The 17,512-nt window shown below is 53.2% G+C and carries 15 protein-coding genes and 4 tRNA genes; 5 read left to right on the forward strand and 14 right to left on the reverse strand.

Features of this window, described 5'->3' with window-relative positions:
- Positions 1-2: 2 nt before the first annotated feature.
- A complete protein-coding gene (lptM, locus tag OGX92_RS21280) occupies positions 3-206 on the reverse strand; it encodes an LPS translocon maturation chaperone LptM (RefSeq protein ID WP_003017937.1) in 204 nt (67 codons plus the stop codon).
- 138 nt (positions 207-344) lie between these two features.
- On the opposite strand from lptM, the gene cyaY reads away from it, so the two are divergent.
- Positions 345-665: an iron donor protein CyaY gene (cyaY, locus tag OGX92_RS21285; RefSeq protein ID WP_003828967.1), complete on the forward strand. Its 321-nt coding sequence runs from the start codon at positions 345-347 to the stop codon at positions 663-665.
- Positions 666-740: 75 nt separating this feature from the next.
- On the opposite strand, the gene cyaA is transcribed toward cyaY, so the two are convergent.
- Complete coding sequence (cyaA, locus tag OGX92_RS21290; protein WP_032934207.1) at positions 741-3,287, reverse strand: class I adenylate cyclase; 2,547 nt, start codon at positions 3,285-3,287, stop codon at positions 741-743.
- A 394-nt stretch (positions 3,288-3,681) separates the two neighbouring features.
- Between cyaA and hemC the strand changes: the two genes are divergently transcribed.
- From hemC to hemY, 4 genes are read left to right on the forward strand one after another with little or no spacing between them, the layout of a single operon-like run.
- Complete coding sequence (hemC, locus tag OGX92_RS21295) at positions 3,682-4,623, forward strand: hydroxymethylbilane synthase (RefSeq protein WP_003828972.1); 942 nt, start codon at positions 3,682-3,684, stop codon at positions 4,621-4,623.
- Positions 4,620-5,360 (forward strand): uroporphyrinogen-III synthase, encoded by a 741-nt coding sequence (gene hemD, locus OGX92_RS21300; protein ID WP_003828974.1) that lies wholly within the window; start codon positions 4,620-4,622, stop codon positions 5,358-5,360. Before hemC ends, hemD begins: the two co-directional genes overlap by 4 nt.
- A 21-nt stretch (positions 5,361-5,381) precedes the next feature.
- On the forward strand, positions 5,382-6,557 hold the full coding sequence (gene hemX, locus OGX92_RS21305) for a uroporphyrinogen-III C-methyltransferase (protein ID WP_286587030.1): 1,176 nt from the start codon (positions 5,382-5,384) through the stop codon (positions 6,555-6,557).
- A 2-nt stretch (positions 6,558-6,559) separates the two neighbouring features.
- Complete coding sequence (gene hemY, locus OGX92_RS21310) at positions 6,560-7,759, forward strand: protoheme IX biogenesis protein HemY (RefSeq protein WP_048215221.1); 1,200 nt, start codon at positions 6,560-6,562, stop codon at positions 7,757-7,759.
- Between the two features lie 455 nt (positions 7,760-8,214).
- Here hemY and OGX92_RS21315 read toward each other — a convergent pair.
- From OGX92_RS21315 to rfbA, 12 genes are all read right to left on the reverse strand, one after another.
- Positions 8,215-8,291 (reverse strand) — tRNA-Pro (locus OGX92_RS21315).
- 41 nt (positions 8,292-8,332) lie between these two features.
- A tRNA-Leu gene (locus OGX92_RS21320) sits at positions 8,333-8,418 on the reverse strand.
- Positions 8,419-8,438: 20 nt separating this feature from the next.
- Positions 8,439-8,514 (reverse strand) — tRNA-His (locus OGX92_RS21325).
- Positions 8,515-8,570: 56 nt separating this feature from the next.
- Positions 8,571-8,647, reverse strand: a tRNA-Arg gene (locus OGX92_RS21330).
- 102 nt (positions 8,648-8,749) lie between these two features.
- A complete protein-coding gene (thrP, locus tag OGX92_RS21335; protein ID WP_003828980.1) occupies positions 8,750-10,135 on the reverse strand; it encodes a bifunctional threonine/serine APC transporter ThrP in 1,386 nt (461 codons plus the stop codon).
- A gap of 278 nt (positions 10,136-10,413) precedes the next feature.
- Positions 10,414-11,154 carry a lipopolysaccharide N-acetylmannosaminouronosyltransferase gene (gene wecG, locus OGX92_RS21340; RefSeq protein WP_003828982.1) on the reverse strand — a complete coding sequence of 247 codons (741 nt, stop codon included), beginning with the start codon at positions 11,152-11,154 and terminating at the stop codon, positions 10,414-10,416.
- Positions 11,154-12,509, reverse strand: coding sequence for an ECA oligosaccharide polymerase (gene wzyE / locus OGX92_RS21345; protein ID WP_020996101.1), 1,356 nt, complete (start codon positions 12,507-12,509; stop codon positions 11,154-11,156). The genes wecG and wzyE overlap by 1 nt, the downstream gene beginning before the upstream one ends.
- The gene (locus OGX92_RS21350) at positions 12,506-13,585 is read right to left on the reverse strand and encodes a TDP-N-acetylfucosamine:lipid II N-acetylfucosaminyltransferase (protein WP_267440834.1); all 1,080 of its coding nucleotides are present in this window, start codon (positions 13,583-13,585) and stop codon (positions 12,506-12,508) included. Before OGX92_RS21350 ends, wzyE begins: the two co-directional genes overlap by 4 nt.
- Positions 13,582-14,832, reverse strand: a complete 1,251-nt coding sequence (gene wzxE, locus OGX92_RS21355; RefSeq protein ID WP_286548256.1) for a lipid III flippase WzxE — start codon at positions 14,830-14,832, stop codon at positions 13,582-13,584. Before wzxE ends, OGX92_RS21350 begins: the two co-directional genes overlap by 4 nt.
- Position 14,833: 1 nt before the next feature.
- Complete coding sequence (gene rffA / locus OGX92_RS21360; RefSeq protein WP_003828992.1) at positions 14,834-15,964, reverse strand: dTDP-4-amino-4,6-dideoxygalactose transaminase; 1,131 nt, start codon at positions 15,962-15,964, stop codon at positions 14,834-14,836.
- Positions 15,965-15,968: 4 nt separating this feature from the next.
- Entirely contained in the window at positions 15,969-16,646 is a 678-nt protein-coding gene (gene rffC, locus OGX92_RS21365) for a dTDP-4-amino-4,6-dideoxy-D-galactose acyltransferase (protein WP_149335738.1), read from the reverse strand.
- Entirely contained in the window at positions 16,624-17,505 is an 882-nt protein-coding gene (rfbA, locus tag OGX92_RS21370) for a glucose-1-phosphate thymidylyltransferase RfbA (protein WP_003828994.1), read from the reverse strand. Before rfbA ends, rffC begins: the two co-directional genes overlap by 23 nt.
- Between the last annotated feature and the right edge of the window lie 7 nt (positions 17,506-17,512).

A 17,512-nucleotide genomic window follows, 5' to 3' on the forward strand; every position in this document is an offset into this window, starting at 1 on the left:
CGTTAGTAATTCACCTGAGAAGGCCCATCACTAATCCCACGATCGTTTTTCTCAGGCGTGGTGGATTGCGATTGCGGCTGAACGCTCTTGGTCGGAGGCGGCGCGGTTTTATCAGCTGGCGGGAAATAGAGCGGGCCTTTTAGCCCACAGCCCGTCAGGCTGAACAGAGTAAAAATGACAGCGAGTGGCTTTAACACGTTTTTCATTATGGATTGCCTGTAAAGTTCATGCTTTCTGTTTTCTATCATCGCAGGAGAAGGCGTAAAAGCAAGAGTTTGGCTAAAAACTGCATCGCGATTTATTCCACGTTATACTGCGAGCATCACGAAAAATAGGATAAGAAAATGAACGACAGTGAATTTCATCGCCTTGCTGACACCCTGTGGATGACCATTGAAGAACGTCTGGATGACTGGGATGGCGACAGCGATATCGATTGTGAGATCAACGGCGGCGTGCTGACCATCAGCTTCGAAAACGGCAGCAAAATTATCATTAACCGTCAGGAGCCGCTGCATCAGGTGTGGCTGGCGACCAAACAGGGCGGCTACCACTTTGACCTGAAAGGCGACGAGTGGATCTGCGACCGAAGCGGCGAAACGTTCTGGGATCTGTTGGAACAGGCGGCAACACAGCAGGCGGGTGAAGAGGTGAGCTTCCGTTGATTTATTTGCCGGATGCGCTTTGCTTATCCGGCCTACTGTAGGCCCGGTAAACATAGCGCCACCGGGAAAGTTAACTCACGAGAAATACTGCTGTAACAGCGGCGTGTCGTTGTCCTGACTGGCTGGCGGAACAGCGCTAATCGGTTGGGTACGGAACGGAATCACCTGCGCGCGCCCGTCGGTTTTCACAATCTGATAGAACTGCGGCAGGTTAAAGTTGATGAAGCTGGAGCCGTAGGTAAAGCGATCGTGCGACGATGAGTAGAAGCGGCTTACGTCGCGTACCAACTCCTCTTTGCTACCTTCGCAGTGGTGATACACCTCGGCCCGATTGCTTTCGTCCAGAATGTAGATATTAAAGCCCTGCTCATCACCCGTTTCTTCAAAAAAGAACTGAATAATCCCTTCACTGGCAAAACCGTCGACCACCGACGGCAGTTTCACATGGTTGGTCTCAACCTGGACGGAAAGGCCGTGCAGTTTGTTATGTGAAATCGCACCATAGAATTCAATTGCGTTTTCCAGCTTCTGTACCGAAACGTTCAGGCGCTCGAAGAACAATCCCCACGTCTGGCCGGAAACACGCAGCGCTTTGAAACGTCCGGTTTCCTGACGGGTACTGGAGAGGCGTAGCTCGATGCACTCAGACACCAGTTGCTGCACGCGAGTGCGAATTAAACCGCGCAGATGCTGGCTATAGCAGAAGACCTCGACGCTATCCGGCGGCGCGGCATCCTGGTGCATTTTGCCCAGAATCGTTTTTAACGCTTCAATCATCGCCTGCTCGCCGTTGAAGTGCAGCGTACGCACTTCATTCCACGAGTTGCGGTACAGCAGGTCGACGCTTCCTACCAGGCAATTTTGCTCTTCGCCAAAGCTGAAGACGTCCAGCTTACGGAAATCAAAATGTACCACCTGATTACGGAATGCGGCCGTTGGGTCATATTCGAGGTTAACGATAATCGCCAGATGGCGAATTTCGCATGGGCTATACAGCGCTTTCGGTGTTGGTGCAGGCAGTCGCAGCGGGAAGTGGTGCGACACGTCGGCGACCATTTCCTGTAGCTTCGGCAAATCAACAATGCCGTTGCCCTTAATAAACAAATGCGTACGCGAGGTCAGCAGGCCGTTGAACCAGGCCCACGCCACCAGCTTGTTGAGATAGCGGTTATATTCCAGCGGCTGATGGCTGATGATCGAGTCCATGTTAGGCGCGCGGTTGTAGAGATACCAACCGGAACGGTTGGCACGGCCCGGCGGCACATGGATGAAGGTCAGATTCGGTTCCGAGAGATCCGGAGATATCTGTGGGTTCACCAGCGTGACTTTACCCGGCAACGCTTCAAACGCGGCATACAGCTTACGGGTCAGCACGCCGATATCCTGCGGGCTGGCGCTGACGCTGAGGTTATTGCGCCGCGCAAAGCGGATCAGGTTACGATAGCTCTGCATCATCGCATCGAGCAGTTCGTTATGCGCTTCGCGTACCTGGTCAATCTTCCAGTTAGCGCGGTTATCCAGCATGGTCAGACGGGCGTCATCCCAGCCCCACTCTTTCACTAACTGACTTAATACTTCACGACGCCAGCCCACGCAGGCGCGCTCACGGCTCAGTTTCTCACACACTTTTAAGTAGAAACATCGACGCACTAAATCCAGGCGCGTCGGATCTTCGATCGCCGTGAGGTACTCGGTAACGCGCTCCAGCATCATACAGTAAGGATCGAGACCAAAAGAGACGATCTCGCCGTCATGCAGGCGCTGTTTAATATCTTTCGCCAACAGGCGTGGATTTGGGTATTCCCAGGAATAGGCTTCCAGCAGCAGCGTTTTCAGCACCGCTTTGTACGGGGAGTCGATACTCTTGTACAACTGCCAGAGGCTGGCGCCAAAGTACTCTTCGGCGGAAAGCGAACTGAGCCCGCCGAGATCCAGCCATTCGTTTGGCGTTAGCACCCCCTGTGCGTAGAGCGTCATGACGTAATCGTCGTAATGCTCTTCTTCGTCGCCAGGCACCATATTCCACAGAATACGTTTACCCGCGAGGCGCACAGCGGTGCGATAGAATTCATCAAGCAACAGGATATGCTGCGTCGAGCCACAGTCTTCACCACCCAGACTGCCGCTTTCATTGTGACGGAAACGGTTTTCATCAATCAGGAAGAAACTGACTTCCACGCCCAGCGAGGCGGCCCAGCTTTCCAGCAGACTACATTTTCGCTGCAGCAGCTGGCGCTCTTCGCTATCCAGCCAGGATTGATGGCAGACCCAGATATCAAGGTCAGAGGAACAGCTTTGCCCTACCGAAGAGGTGCTGCCCATTGAGTAAACGCCGGTGATCGGCAGTTCGCCCTTGGGAGGATCCTGCGGCGACATACCGCGGTACAGTTCCAGTTCGTTCAGGTAGTGGCGTTGGGTTTCATCAGGCGTGTAAAAGCATATGCCTTTGGGAACGTTACCATCGAGGTAACCCGGCATCAGCGGATGGTGGTAGTGCAATAATGTCGGCAGCAGACTGTATACCTGCTGGAAGGCAGGTCCCATGGCAGCAAGCGCGCGATCCACACGCAGTTGATTTATGGCATCCAGTCTCTGTTTCAGAGTCTCAATATAGAGGTACAAGACGTATCGCCTGATGTTGCTATCCGTCATGTTGTCGATTGCCGCGGCGCAAGCGCTCACAATAATCGCCATCAATTCGGATAAACCGTATGTCAAAAATAACCGTTACCTGTTTTTCGCCCATATTTTTTTATGCTGTTCAGCCGAAAAAATGGTCTAAAACGTGATCAATTTAACACCTTGCTCATTGACCGTAAAGAAAGATGCGCTACATACAAGTGTAGCACCGTTCGTTACGTGTAAATTCCTTCATACGGTCGGGAGGTTTCTCGTCATTATTCACTGCCAGTGATGATGCAGCGCCTTTTCCTCTCACTTACGTTTGAGCGTAACGCTGACATCCCTTTGATAAGGATGTTAGGATGGTCAATGATTGATAATGACGGTAACAAGCATGTTAGACAATGTTTTGAGAATTGCCACACGCCAAAGCCCCCTTGCGCTCTGGCAGGCACATTATGTCAAAGACGCCTTAATGGCAAACCACCCCGGTCTGATCGTGGAACTGGTTCCTATGGTAACCCGTGGCGATGTGATCCTTGATACCCCGCTGGCGAAGGTCGGGGGGAAAGGGTTGTTTGTTAAAGAGCTGGAAGTCGCGCTGCTGGAAAAACGCGCCGATATCGCTGTGCATTCCATGAAGGATGTGCCGGTTGAATTCCCTGACGGTCTTGGGCTGGTCACCATTTGTGAGCGAGAGGATCCGCGTGATGCTTTCGTCTCAAATAAGTACAACTCGCTGGATGAACTCCCCGCAGGCAGCATCGTCGGGACATCCAGTTTGCGCCGCCAGTGCCAGTTGGCAAAACGTCGCCCGGATCTCGTCATCCGTTCGCTGCGCGGCAACGTAGGCACGCGCCTCAGCAAACTGGATAACGGAGATTATGACGCCATTATACTGGCGGTCGCCGGATTAAAACGTTTAGGTCTTGAGTCGCGAGTCCGCACCGCTCTGCCGCCGGAAGTCTCCCTGCCCGCAGTCGGGCAAGGCGCAGTAGGCATAGAATGTCGACTGGATGATATGCGCACTCAGGCGCTGCTAGCGCCGCTCAACCATGAAGAAACCGCGCTACGCGTCAAAGCAGAACGCGCCATGAACACCCGCCTGGAAGGGGGATGTCAGGTACCTATTGGTAGCTATGCCGAAATCATCGACGGTGAGATTTGGCTACGTGCGCTGGTCGGCGCGCCTGACGGTTCACAGATGGTATGCGGAGAACGTCGCGGCGCCACACAGGATGCCGAACAGATGGGTATCTCTCTGGCAGAAGAACTGCTGGAGAACGGTGCGCGCGCCATTCTGGCGGAAGTTTATAACGGAGAAGCCCCCGCATGAGTATTCTGGTCACCCGCCCGTCTCCCGCAGGGGAAGAGTTAGTGAGCCGACTGCGCACACTGGGGCAGGTGGCCTGGAGTTTTCCGCTCATCGAGTTTTCACCTGGTCGGGAACTGGCAACGGTTGCTTCCCGACTGTCGGCGCTGACGGAGAACGATCTGGTCTTCGCCCTCTCGCAGCACGCCGTTACCTTTGCAGATGCCGAACTTCGCCAGCAAGAGAAAAGCTGGCCATCCCTTCCACGTTATTTTGCCATTGGCCGTACAACGGCGCTGGCGCTGCATACTGTTAGCGGCTTCAATATTCACTACCCTCTGGATCGGGAAATTAGCGAAGTCTTGCTACAATTACCTGAATTACAAAATATTGCGGGAAAACGCGCGCTTATATTACGCGGCAACGGTGGCCGGGAGCTGATAGGTGAAACCCTAACAGCACGCGGAGCCGATGTCGATTTTTGTGAATGTTATCAACGCAGTGCAAAACATTACGATGGTGCGGAAGAAGCGATGCGCTGGCAATCCCGTGGCGTAACCACGGTGGTTGTCACCAGCGGAGAGATGCTACAACAGCTCTGGTCGCTCATTCCGCAGTGGTATCGTGAGCACTGGTTACTACGCTGTCGGCTGTTGGTCGTCAGTGAGCGTCTGGCGCACCTCGCCCGGGAACTGGGCTGGCAAGATATTAAGGTCGCTGATAACGCCGACAACGATGCGCTACTACGCGCATTACAATAACTCTCATAATGGGATGCCATAATGACGGAACAAGAAAAATCCTCCGCCGTGGTTGAAGAGACCAGGGAGGCCGTGGAAACCACGTCACAGCCAGTTAATACTGAAAAAAAGAGTAAGAACAGCACGGCGCTGATTCTGAGCGCTGCGGCGATTGCTATTGCGCTGGCTGCAGGCGTTGGGTTATACGGCTGGGGGAAACAACAGGCAACAACACAAACGGCAACCAGCGATGCGCTGGCGAACCAGCTGACGGCACTGCAAAAAGCGCAGAAAAGCCAAAAAGCTGAGCTGGAAGGTATTATTAAACAGCAGGCAACGCAGCTGGATGAAGCCACTCGCCAGCAGGCCGCGCTGGTCAAACAGCTTGATGAAGTCCAGCAAAAAGTCGCCACCATCTCCGGCAGCGATGCTGGCACATGGCTGCTGGCGCAGGCTGATTTTCTGGTGAAACTGGCCGGTCGCAAATTATGGAGCGATCAGGACGTCACCACCGCCGCGGCGCTGTTGAAAAGCGCCGACGCCAGTCTGGCAGATATGAACGACCCGAGCTTAATTACCGCCCGTCGCGCGATTACTGACGACATTGCGAGCCTCTCTGCGGTGACTCAGGTCGACTATGACGGCATTATCCTGAAAGTGAATCAGCTCTCTAATCAGATTGATAACCTGCGTCTGGCCGACAACGACACCGACGATTCTCCAATGGACTCAGACAGCAGCGAGCTTTCCAGCTCAATTAGCGAATGGCGCGTCAATCTGCAAAAAAGCTGGCAGAACTTTATGGACAGCTTTATCACTATTCGCCGTCGTGATGAAACCGCCGTCCCGCTGCTGGCGCCGAACCAGGACGTTTACTTACGTGAAAATATCCGTTCCCGCCTGTTAGTGGCTGCCCAGGCCGTGCCGCGTCATCAGGAAGAGACATACCGCCAGGCGCTGGAAAATGTCTCCACATGGGTGCGTGCTTACTACGACACCGACGATGCAGCGACCAAAGCGTTCCTTGAAGAAGTAGACCAACTGAGCCAGCAAAGCATCAGTATGGATGTTCCAGAAACGCTGCAGAGCCAGGCTATTCTCGACAAGTTAATGCAGACCCGCGTACGTAATTTACTGGCGCAGCCTGCCACAGCACCGGTAGCAGCAGCGCCAGCGCCTTCGACAGACGCTCCGGCAACCGCGCCGCAAGGAGAATAATGATGCTAAAAGTATTGTTGCTCTTTGTGCTGTTGATCGCCGGGATCGTCGTCGGTCCGATGATAGCCGGTCATCAGGGTTACGTGCTGATCCAGACGGATAACTACAATATCGAAACCAGCGTGACGGGCCTGGTGATCATCCTGATCGTCGCCATGGTCGTCCTGTTTGCGATTGAATGGCTGTTGCGCCGAATTTTCCGCACCGGCGCACATACCCGTGGGTGGTTTGTGGGTCGTAAGCGTCGTCGCGCCCGTAAGCAGACCGAACAGGCGCTGCTCAAACTGGCAGAAGGTGACTATCAGCAGGTTGAGAAGCTGATGTCGAAAAATGCCGATCATGCAGAACAGCCGGTAGTGAATTACCTGCTGGCGGCAGAAGCGGCTCAGCAGCGCGGTGACGAAGCGCGCGCCAACCAACACCTTGAGCGTGCTGCCGAACTGGCCGGAAATGATACGATCCCGGTAGAAATCGCTCGCGTTCGCCTGCAACTGGCGCGCAATGAAAATCACGCCGCACGCCACAGCGTAGACAAACTGCTGGAAGTGACGCCACGTCATCCGGAAGTACTGCGTCTGGCTGAGCAGGCTTACATTCGCACCGGCGCATGGAGCTCCTTGCTGGATATCATCCCATCCATGGCAAAAGCGCATGTGGGTGATGACGAGCACCGCGCCATGCTGGAACAACAGGCATGGGTTGGTTTGATGGATCAGGTCCGCGCCGATCAGGGCAGCGAGGGGCTGCGTGCATGGTGGAAAAACCAGAGCCGTAAAACCCGTCATCAGGTTGCTTTGCAGGTAGCGATGGCTGAACATCTGATTGAGTGTGACGATCACGATACGGCTCAGCAGGTCATCATTGATGGTTTGAAACGTCAGTACGATGACCGCCTGGTGCTGCCGATCCCGCGTCTGAAAACCAATAATCCGGAACAGATAGAAAAAGTGCTGCGCCAGCAGATTAAAGCCGTGGGCGATCGCCCGTTGCTGTGGAGTACGCTGGGTCAGTCGTTAATGAAGCATGGGGAATGGCAGGAAGCTACGCTCGCCTTCCGTGCCGCTCTCAAACAGCGCCCGGATGCCTATGACTACGCCTGGCTTGCTGACGCACTGGACAGACTGCACCAGCCGGAAGAAGCCGCCACCATGCGCCGCGATGGCCTGATGTTGACGCTGCAGAACAACAATCCCCCGCAGTAACTCCTGAATGCCCGGTGGCGCTTTCGCTTACCGGGCCTACATATTTTTCAATCGTATAAACAAAATCCTTCGAGAAGTCGCTCGAAGGATTTTGTTTATGCATAAAAAAACGCCCGCTCGGTAAGGAGCAGGCGTTAAACAGGTCTGTATGACAACATAAATGGGTGCTTCACTCAACGTTATGTCCATGGTGTTTGATGAGGCTTGAGCGACATCTGTCTGTGGACGATAAGCACCGTAAACGGCTCTGCATCATTCCTGAGTTTATGAGGCCAGATGGCGAACATAAGAGATGGAATGAGCATCTACCCGCATATTATTGCACAACGCATGCCACGATTGCACTGCAAAAACCAGGTATTCGGACTTTTTAAGACTTCAGGAAATTCGCAGGTGTGAAGGCTAAGAAGGGAAAATCTGAAAACAAAAAACCCCGCCGAAGCGGGGTTCAAAATTGGTCGGCGAGAGAGGATTCGAACCTCCGACCCACTGGTCCCAAACCAGTTGCGCTACCAAGCTGCGCTACTCGCCGTTTTACTGCTTTTTGAATTTTTAGTTCAATTCTTTAAGTCGTGGTGCGAGGGGGGGGACTCGAACCCCCACATCCTAAGGACACTAACACCTGAAGCTAGCGCGTCTACCAATTCCGCCACCTTCGCATTTCACAACTTTAAATTAATGGGGTGGCTAATGGGATTCGAACCCACGACAACTGGAATCACAATCCAGGGCTCTACCAACTGAGCTATAGCCACCACTGCAAATCTTTTACGCGGTATTAAAACCACCGCAGCTCTGGCACCCTACTAAATGGTGCGCCCGACAGGATTCGAACCTGAGACCTCTGCCTCCGGAGGGCAGCGCTCTATCCAGCTGAGCTACGGGCGCTTAGCGCCGTTGCGGGGCTGGATATTACGGAGGTCTCGGTCTTCTGTCTAGTGCTTTTTTAAAATAAATTATCGTTTGGTCATGGTTTGTGCGTTTTGTCGCTTATTCCCGCAATTTATGGGCTGTGCCATGACGATTCAGACCAAAAACCTTATAAATGAGCGTCACGGCCAGTAAGAAACCCATGCCAACAAAAAGCGACATTCGGGTATCTTCATTAAAGTACATGCCAATTAATACGCAAATCAGGAACGCCATCGTCAAATAATTCGCCCACGGGAACAGAATGGAGCGGAATGGATGACTGGCAATCGCCGCTTTATGCGCCTGACGGAAACGCAACTGGCTTATCAGGATCACAAACCACGGCACCATCCCCGGCAACACGCTGGCACTATAGACATAAACAAACACGCGCTGCGGGTTAGGAATGATGTAGTTCAGGCATGAGCCAATCAGCAGGATCGCGATAGAAATAGCCACTCCGGCAACCGGCACGCCATGGCGTGATACTTTTCCAACAACGGCAGGAAGCTGGCGATTCTTTGCCAGCGCGTAGAGCATACGCCCACAGCTGTACATGCCGCTGTTACAGCCAGACAGCGCCGCCGTCAGCACCACAAAGTTAATAATCCCTGCCGCAGCAGTAATACCAATCTTGGCAAAGGTGAGCACAAACGGGCTACCGTTGCTGCCAATCTCATTCCACGGGAAAATAGTGACGATGACAAAAATCGCACCAACGTAGAAAATCAGAATGCGCCACAACACTTTACCCACCGCGCTACGCAGCGTGACCTGTGGATTCTTCGCTTCCCCTGCAGTGATGCCGATCAGCTCCACGCCCTGGTAAGACGCCACAACAATACACAATGCCGTCAGGAAGCCCTTCCAGCCCCCAGCAAAGAAGCCACCGTGCTCGGTCAGGTTGCCAAAACCAATCGCCTGGCCGCCATTGCCGAAGCCGAAGAAAATCACCCCAACCCCAATGACGATCATCACAATGATGGTGGTCACTTTGATCATGGCAAACCAGAACTCAATTTCACCATACAGGCGAACCGCAGCGAGGTTTGCCAACGCAACCAGTCCGACTGCGATCAGTGCGGGTATCCATTGTGCCATTTCCGGGAACCAGAACTGTACGTACACCCCGATGGCGGTAATCTCTGAGATCCCCACCGCCATCCACATAAACCAGTATGACCAGGCGGTAAGATAGCCAAAGAAGGGGCTCATATAACGGTGGGCGTAAACAGCGAATGAACCGGCAACCGGCTCGAGGAATAACATCTCCCCCATAGAACGCATGATGAAAAAGACGAACAGCCCGGCGACGATATACGCCAGCAGAACCGAAGGTCCCGCCCATTTAAGGGTACTGGCGGCCCCCATAAATAGCCCAACGCCAATAGTGCCCCCAAGGGCAATTAATTCGATGTGACGAGCCTCCAGCCCACGCTGTAGCTCAGGTTTGTTCTCGGCCATAAATCCTCTTGTTGTGTTTGCATGCTGCCCGGTATTACCGGTTCTCGTTATGGGTACATCTTGTTATGCCATAACAGGCCATACGGCACCGACCGCTTAACGGTTGGCGCCAAACACACCATGGCACTGCAATGATTGTTGCGAATGGTTTCCTAAAATCGCTTAAATGGCAATTAAAGCATTCAAAAAATAAATAGATTGTGCGAGAAAGCAGCGATAATGTTGTGAATAAGTAGCGTAATTAGCAGATCACGCTACTTACCAGAGGAGAGAGGGCGTCAGAGGTTGCCGGTATAGTGCCAGCGGAGATAGCGTAATAAGCGAAGTTGTCGAGTAATACGGCTCGGCTGCGACAATAAGCGATACAGCCACTCCAGCCCCAGATTTTGCCAGATTTTAGGTGCGCGCTTAACGTGACCGGTAAAGACGTCGTAGGTACCTCCCACGCCCATATACAGCGCGTCAGGGTGAGTCTTGCGGCAATCACGCATAAAGATCTCTTGTTTTGGCGAACCCATCGCCACCGTCACAATTTGCGCACCGCTGGCGTGAATACGCTCAAACAACGCCTGACGCTGCTCTGGGGCAAAATAACCGTCCTGACTACCCACAATGTTCACGCGCCACTGCGCACGTAGTTTTGCTTCTGTTTGCGCCAGAACTTCAGGCTTGCCACCAACCAGGAAAACAGGCGTTCCGTTTTGCCCGGCTCGCGCCATCAGCGCTTCCCAAAGGTCAGCTCCGGCCACGCGTGAAACCTGTGCCTGCGGGAATTTTTTGCGCACCGAACGCACCACGCTAATTCCATCCGCATATTTGAACTCCGCGGCGTTGATCAGCTCCCTCACTTCAGGGTTATCTTCTGCTGTCAGCATCTTCTCAGCGTTGATAGCCACCAGCGTTCCTGACCTGAGGTGTCCTTCGGCAAACAGGTAATTCAGCGCATGTTGCATATCGCGCCAGCCAATCAGTTGTAATCCGCGCAACGAATACAGCGGCGCAGTTGTGTTATCTGTCATTACGATCCTTCAATCTGTGTACGGGGCAGCGATTTGATTCGTTTATGGATGAGTCCCGCGCTATCGAATAGCCAGAACAGCAGTTTTGCCACCAGTAGGCAAACGCCGAAAATCACGAGGAAAAAGACCACTCGTGAGACAAACGAATCCAGCCCTTCACGTGCCAACACAATCATATTGAAAATGGCGCCAAAACAGAAACTGTGCAAAATCGCCGCCTTATATCGATTGGTTTCTCGGTTACCTAGCTCATACAGCCAGTCGAACCACTTGATGATGAGCCCAACAACAATCGCGCCTAATGGTATAAACAGCGCCCCGCCCATCACCACCAGTGAACCAATTAACGTCGGCGAAATCGCCAGTCCTGAGTGGTTGTTCAACACTTCCCAGGTAAAGTAGTTCGCTGAGTTGAGTACAATACTCGGCCGCCCAGGCCACAGCCAGGAGGGGATAAAGACGTAGAAGTCACGGACGATCGGCGCCAGCCCCTGGAACTCAATATTGTGGTAATTCTGCAACAACAGCGCCAGGTTCTCCCACGGCGAGAAGGTGTCGCGCGTAAGGTACAGGAACGTATAGAACGCCTCATCGCCGCTAACGCTCATTCCGTAGCGCTTCAACGCCAGCCAGAACATCCCGACAATGCCCAACACGCCTGCAGCGGCCAACATCCACAGCGAAATCCAGCCGCGAATAATGCCGATAAACAAGAAGATGGCAAACGCGATAATGATATTGGCCCGCGTCCCACCCACAATCATATAGGTCAGCAAACCAAACGCGACGGTACTCACCAGGAAGAACACCCACGCTTTGCTGTCCTGACGTAAGAAATAAACCACCAGCATTGCCGGAATGAAGAAGTAGAAGAAACGCTTCAGGGCGACGCCAGAGACTTCACTGGAAAAAATCTGGCTATAGGATTGCAGTCTGAACAGCAGGAATCCGTTGTGCATAAAGAAGATGCCCACGCTCACCAGCGCAATCGCCATCAGGATAACCCAGGTCAAATGGGCTTCAACGCGATTGATGGTAAACAGCGGCCTGCGCGGCTTATCATCTACTCGTTTGCGCAAGCGCGTTTTATACGTCACGTAGTAGACGGCATAGAAACAGGCGGCTGACAGCAAGGCCTGTAGAAGGATCTCCGGCGGAGCCACTGCCACATCAAAGCGGAACACCAGGATGCTGGTTAACGGGAATCCGAAGAAGAACGTCAGCAAGAACAACAATGAGAAGAAAACATTGAAGTTAAAACGCACGCGGCGGAACTCAAACCAGGTCAGCGTGGCGATAAACAAGGTGGAGAGCAGCCAGACCACCAGAAGACCGCTGAATTGCATCAGGCTCATACGGTTTCTCCTGAAACAATGCGCAGCGCGTTGTGCCACGGCTGCAGATAATTCGGGCTAAAGAAGGTAATAGTATTTTTATCTACCGATGCCAACTGGCGCTGCGCTTCACGTACGACGCCTTCATTGAGATCATCAGTGGTAAATAACACCGGAAGATTTTGTTCCACCATATCCTGCCAGAAGGGATTTTCACGGTTGAGCACGCATGGGATACCCGCCTGGATCAGCAAACACAGGGTACCGATTCCCTGTTGACGGGCAAAAATAAAGTAACCCAAATCACACTGCCGCAATAATGTTAGATAGGCATCAAATTCCAGCTTTTCACTCAAAATTTGCAGATTGTCAGCGCTAAATAACGCCAGACCGGCCTGACGAACCTCATCGATATAGGCCGTATTATTGGCGGGATAACCCATCGGCACAATCACATTCACCGTGTCGCCAAACTGCTGATGGACGGCGCGAAGCGCGGCAACATGCTCATTGCTGCGATCGCCAGAGTTGCCAACCAGCACCGTCATCTTGCCGCTGCGCTGGCAATCATTGCTCATGTTATTGAGTGAAGGGTCCATTCGCGTTGGGAAATAGAGCAACTCACCCCGCACACGGGGATGTTGCTCGGCGAAATAACGTAAATCGCCCCGTGTGGCAAACACGCAGCCCACACGATTCTGTGCCATGCGGCGAATCGGGTAAAACAGGCGGAATTTCAGCCCACTGGAGACTTCGTATAAATCAGCGCCCCAGATATGCCAGTAAAACTGCGCCGGTTTAATCCCGCCACTCAGCAGCGCCAGCCACAGGCTGGTGTTGAACTGACCGTGGAAGAAGAAACGCTGCTGGCGATCCGCTTTTGCTTTCGCGATCACAGCGTCAGCAAGCGCCTTTTTCCCGCTGTAGAAGCTTAGCGATAACGCCGGGCAGCTCTCACTGAGTCCCGCATCCTGACCGGCAACCATAAACGTGCGCGCATGCTCGCTCGTCGCAGCCAGCGAGTCGTTGAAAAACCGCAGCACGGTTTGGTTATGGTGAGGGATATCCGATCCCAGAACGTGAATCAGTACAGTCATGCCCGCCTACGCCAGAGTAAAAACACGCCACAACAAAGAGAAAAATAGACGATGTACGTTGCCATATAAGCCTGTGCCGCTCCCAGCGCACCGTGTGCAGGGATCAGCCAGTGAGCAAACACCGTCAATAACATGAACTGGCTAATTTCAGCCAAAATATAAAACCGCAGCGATGCTTTCGCGATCACCAGATACCCAAAGACATACGCCCCTACTTTCAGTACATCGCCGACCAGTTGCCAGGCAAACAGATCGCGCATGGCGGTGAATTTTGCGGAGAAAAGCAGCCAGATCGCAAAATCACGCAGCAACCAAACAGTAAAGCTCGCAGCGGCAACCGCCGGTAACACGAACTTCAGCGACTTAACCACCTCGCGCGTAATGTCGCGCTTTTCGGTCAGTCGAGACAACGTCGGAAGCAAGTAAACGCTGAATGAGGCGGTAATGAATTGCAGATAAGCATCAGAGATACTGCTTACTCCCTGCCAAATCCCCACATCATCCCAACTGTACTGCGCCGCCAGCAGGTTTCGCATCATCACGTATGCCACAGGCAGCGTTACGGAGGTAATCATCGCCATCAGGGTAAACTTGCTTAGCTGTCCAGCCAGACCGTTATCCCACGAGGGATTAAGGTAATGCAGGGGAATTGCCCCACGCTTAATCAGCATAATAGCGGCGGGGATAACGACCAACGCGGGCACTAACGCCAGACCCAGCAAAGCGCCTTCATACCCTCCCAGGCGATAACAGCCATAATAAGCCACTACGCCCACCAGGCTACCCACAATCAGCGACAGCGCGTTACCCGCCGCATCGCGAAAGCCCTTCATCAACGCCAGCAGCAGGTTCGCCCAGGCAATACCCATCTGCACCAGCGCAACCAGTCTTACCAGCCCCTGATAATGAGTATGGCCAAACAATCCCTGACTGATTGGCGCGGCCGCCAGCAGAAAAATCACCGCCATCAGCGTAGAGAATCCGAGCACCATCGCGGAAGATGTACCGACTACCTTACGGAGCTGGGTCGGATCGTCATGGTGCTGCGCAACATATTTCGTGACGCCGTTGAAAATGCCGGCCCCCGCCAGGACACCAAGCACGGTGACCATCTGGCGGAAGTTACCCGCCTGCCCCACGCCTGCCGGGCCAAACGACACCGCCAGCAGCTTCACGACCAGCAATCCTGCACCAATTTTTACCAGCGTACTGGCTGCCGTCCATAAGGACGCTTTAGCAAGCGACATATCAGGCGAAGTAGTTGAGTAAGGTCGAAATGACCGTTCGCTGGTTTACTGGCGACAGGTTGTAAAACAGCGGCAAGCGCAGCAGACGCTCGCTCTCTTTAGTGGTGAAACGATCAACACCGGCAAATACGCCGAATTTATCGCCAGCCGGACAATCATGTAGCGGGATATAGTGGAACACCGCCATAATTTCAGCTTCTTTCAAGAAGTTAATCAACGCCGTGCGATCGTCGATATCGCGCAGCTTGATATAAAACATATGGGCGTTTTGCACGCAGCCGTCCGGGACAGAAGGTAGCTCGATACGTCCGGCACGCGCCAGCGGTTCGAGAGCATCATAGTAGTTCTGCCACAGCGCCAGACGCTGCTGGTTAATACGGTCAGCCGCTTCCAGTTGCGCCCACAGATAGGCAGCCTGCAGATCGGACATCAGATAGCTGGAGCCAATATCACGCCAGGTATACTTATCCACCTGACCGCGGAAAAACTGGCTGCGGTTAGTTCCTTTTTCACGGATGATCTCTGCACGTTCGACTAATTTTTTATCATTAATCAGCGTCGCACCACCTTCACCGCCTGCGGTATAGTTTTTGGTCTCATGGAAGCTAAAGCAACCGATGTGACCAATCGTCCCCAGCGCACGACCTTTGTAAGTCGACATGACGCCCTGGGCCGCATCTTCCACGACAAACAGGTTATGTTTGGTCGCCAGCGCCATGATGGTATCCATTTCACAGGCTACGCCCGCGTAATGCACCGGAACGATAGCGCGGGTCTTGTCGGTGATCGCCGCTTCAATCAGCGTTTCGTCAATGTTCATGGTATCCGGGCGGATATCAACAAAGACAATTTTCGCACCGCGCAGCACGAAAGCATTTGCCGTGGAGACAAACGTATAGCTCGGCATAATGACTTCATCGTCAGGCTGGATATCCAGCAGCAATGCCGCCATCTCAAGCGATGCTGTACAGGAAGGCGTCAGCAATACTTTCTCGCTGCCAAAATGCTGTTCCAGCCACTGTTGGCAGCGACGGGTAAAACCACCGTCGCCACACAGCTTGCCGCTGTTCATCGCAGACTGCATGTAATCGAGTTCAGTGCCCACCACCGGCGGTGCGTTAAATGGAATCATCGTGTCACCTGTATAACCAATACGCGGTGCTTTCCACATTCGCACCACTGTGTATATAGCGTTTAAGCGCGGCGGTATTGCCCATTTGGGTCGCCACGCGCAATGTTGTTTTACCGCGAGCCTGCGCCCAGCAAAGGGCAGCCTGCATCAGTTCTGCTCCCGCCCCACGCCCGGCCAGCAGGCCAATTCGCGCCTCGGTCGCATTCAGTTCACGCAACGAGACATAGCCACGAATATCACCAGCCGGTGTACGAAAAACGAGGCATTGATGATCGAACGTCCCCAGCACCGCGTTTTCAATCCACTGCGCGTAAAAACGCGCGCTGGCATCTGCGGCATACCACGGGGCGCGAAAACGACTTTGCGCGAACGCCTGTCCTGCCAGTTGGCGTAATGCAGGGATATCCGTAGTTTGTGCGACCTGCGCACCGAGGTCGCCATACGCACACGTCACCGGCAGCACAAAATCCACTTCACCTTCAACCAGTGAGAAGCCCAACTGTTGCAGGGCGTCTAATTCCTGGGTATTGGCGGCAGGAATTTTTGCCTGTACCCGCGACCAGGGCTGCAACACATCCGCAGTCAGAACCGGCGCGTGTTGGTCAAAACGCACAATGGCGCTATTCACGCCAAAGAACGTATTTTCCCAGCTAAGCGGCTCAATACTGGCGCGGACGAGCACGGAGCAGCTCCAGCAGGTATTGACCATAACCCGTTTTGGCCAGTGAACTGGCAGCACGCTTCACGCCTTCGTCATCCAGCCAACCGTTACGCCAGGCGATTTCTTCCAGACAGGCTATTTTAAAGCCCTGACGTTTTTCCACCGTCTGCACAAACGTGCTCGCTTCGATAAGACTGTCGTGCGTACCGGTATCCAGCCAGGCAAAACCACGCCCGAGCAATTCGACCGTCAAATGCCCATCATCAAGGTACATCTGGTTAATAGACGTTATCTCCAGCTCCCCACGCTCAGAAGGTTTTACGCGTTTTGCATATTCCACCACCTTGCTGTCATAGAAATAGAGACCAGTCACTGCCCAGTTGGATTTTGGTGCTTTCGGCTTCTCTTCCAGCGAGATAGCTCGAAAATTGTCGTCAAACTCCACGACACCAAAACGTTCAGGATCCATCACCTGGTAACCAAACACCGTCGCGCCTTGCATTCTGGCGGCTACGTGACGCAGTTTTGGACTGAATCCCTGACCAAAGAAGATATTGTCTCCTAACACCAGACATGATGGTTCACCGTTAAGGAACGTTTCACCAATGATAAATGCCTGTGCTAATCCATCCGGACTGGGTTGCTCAGCATAGTGCAATTCAATGCCGAACTCAGATCCATCGCCCAGTAAGCGTTGGAAATAGCCTTTATCTTCCGGTGTAGTGATAATCAGGATTTCGCGAATTCCCGCCAGCATTAATACTGATAACGGGTAGTAAATCATCGGCTTATCGTAAATAGGCAATAGCTGCTTCGATACGCCACGCGTAATGGGATACAGGCGAGTACCTGAGCCACCCGCCAGAATGATACCTTTCATGCGTTGT

The organism is Citrobacter sp. Cpo089, from assembly GCF_030332695.1.
GTDB lineage: Bacteria > Pseudomonadota > Gammaproteobacteria > Enterobacterales > Enterobacteriaceae > Citrobacter > Citrobacter portucalensis.

What these genes read in the sequence shown, in the direction of transcription:
- hemD (WP_003828974.1), top strand. Translation starts at nt 4,620, where the DNA reads ATGAGTATTCTGGTCACCCGCCCGTCTCCCGCAGGGGAAGAGTTAGTG.
- hemY (WP_048215221.1), top strand. Translation starts at nt 6,560, where the DNA reads ATGCTAAAAGTATTGTTGCTCTTTGTGCTGTTGATCGCCGGGATCGTC.
- lptM (WP_003017937.1), bottom strand. Translation starts at nt 206, where the DNA reads ATGAAAAACGTGTTAAAGCCACTCGCTGTCATTTTTACTCTGTTCAGC.
- rffA (WP_003828992.1), bottom strand. Translation starts at nt 15,964, where the DNA reads ATGATTCCATTTAACGCACCGCCGGTGGTGGGCACTGAACTCGATTAC.
- cyaY (WP_003828967.1), top strand. Translation starts at nt 345, where the DNA reads ATGAACGACAGTGAATTTCATCGCCTTGCTGACACCCTGTGGATGACC.
- wzyE (WP_020996101.1), bottom strand. Translation starts at nt 12,509, where the DNA reads ATGAGCCTGATGCAATTCAGCGGTCTTCTGGTGGTCTGGCTGCTCTCC.
- hemC (WP_003828972.1), top strand. Translation starts at nt 3,682, where the DNA reads ATGTTAGACAATGTTTTGAGAATTGCCACACGCCAAAGCCCCCTTGCG.
- wecG (WP_003828982.1), bottom strand. Translation starts at nt 11,154, where the DNA reads ATGACAGATAACACAACTGCGCCGCTGTATTCGTTGCGCGGATTACAA.
- hemX (WP_286587030.1), top strand. Translation starts at nt 5,382, where the DNA reads ATGACGGAACAAGAAAAATCCTCCGCCGTGGTTGAAGAGACCAGGGAG.
- OGX92_RS21350 (WP_267440834.1), bottom strand. Translation starts at nt 13,585, where the DNA reads ATGACTGTACTGATTCACGTTCTGGGATCGGATATCCCTCACCATAAC.
- thrP (WP_003828980.1), bottom strand. Translation starts at nt 10,135, where the DNA reads ATGGCCGAGAACAAACCTGAGCTACAGCGTGGGCTGGAGGCTCGTCAC.
- wzxE (WP_286548256.1), bottom strand. Translation starts at nt 14,832, where the DNA reads ATGTCGCTTGCTAAAGCGTCCTTATGGACGGCAGCCAGTACGCTGGTA.
- rfbA (WP_003828994.1), bottom strand. Translation starts at nt 17,505, where the DNA reads ATGAAAGGTATCATTCTGGCGGGTGGCTCAGGTACTCGCCTGTATCCC.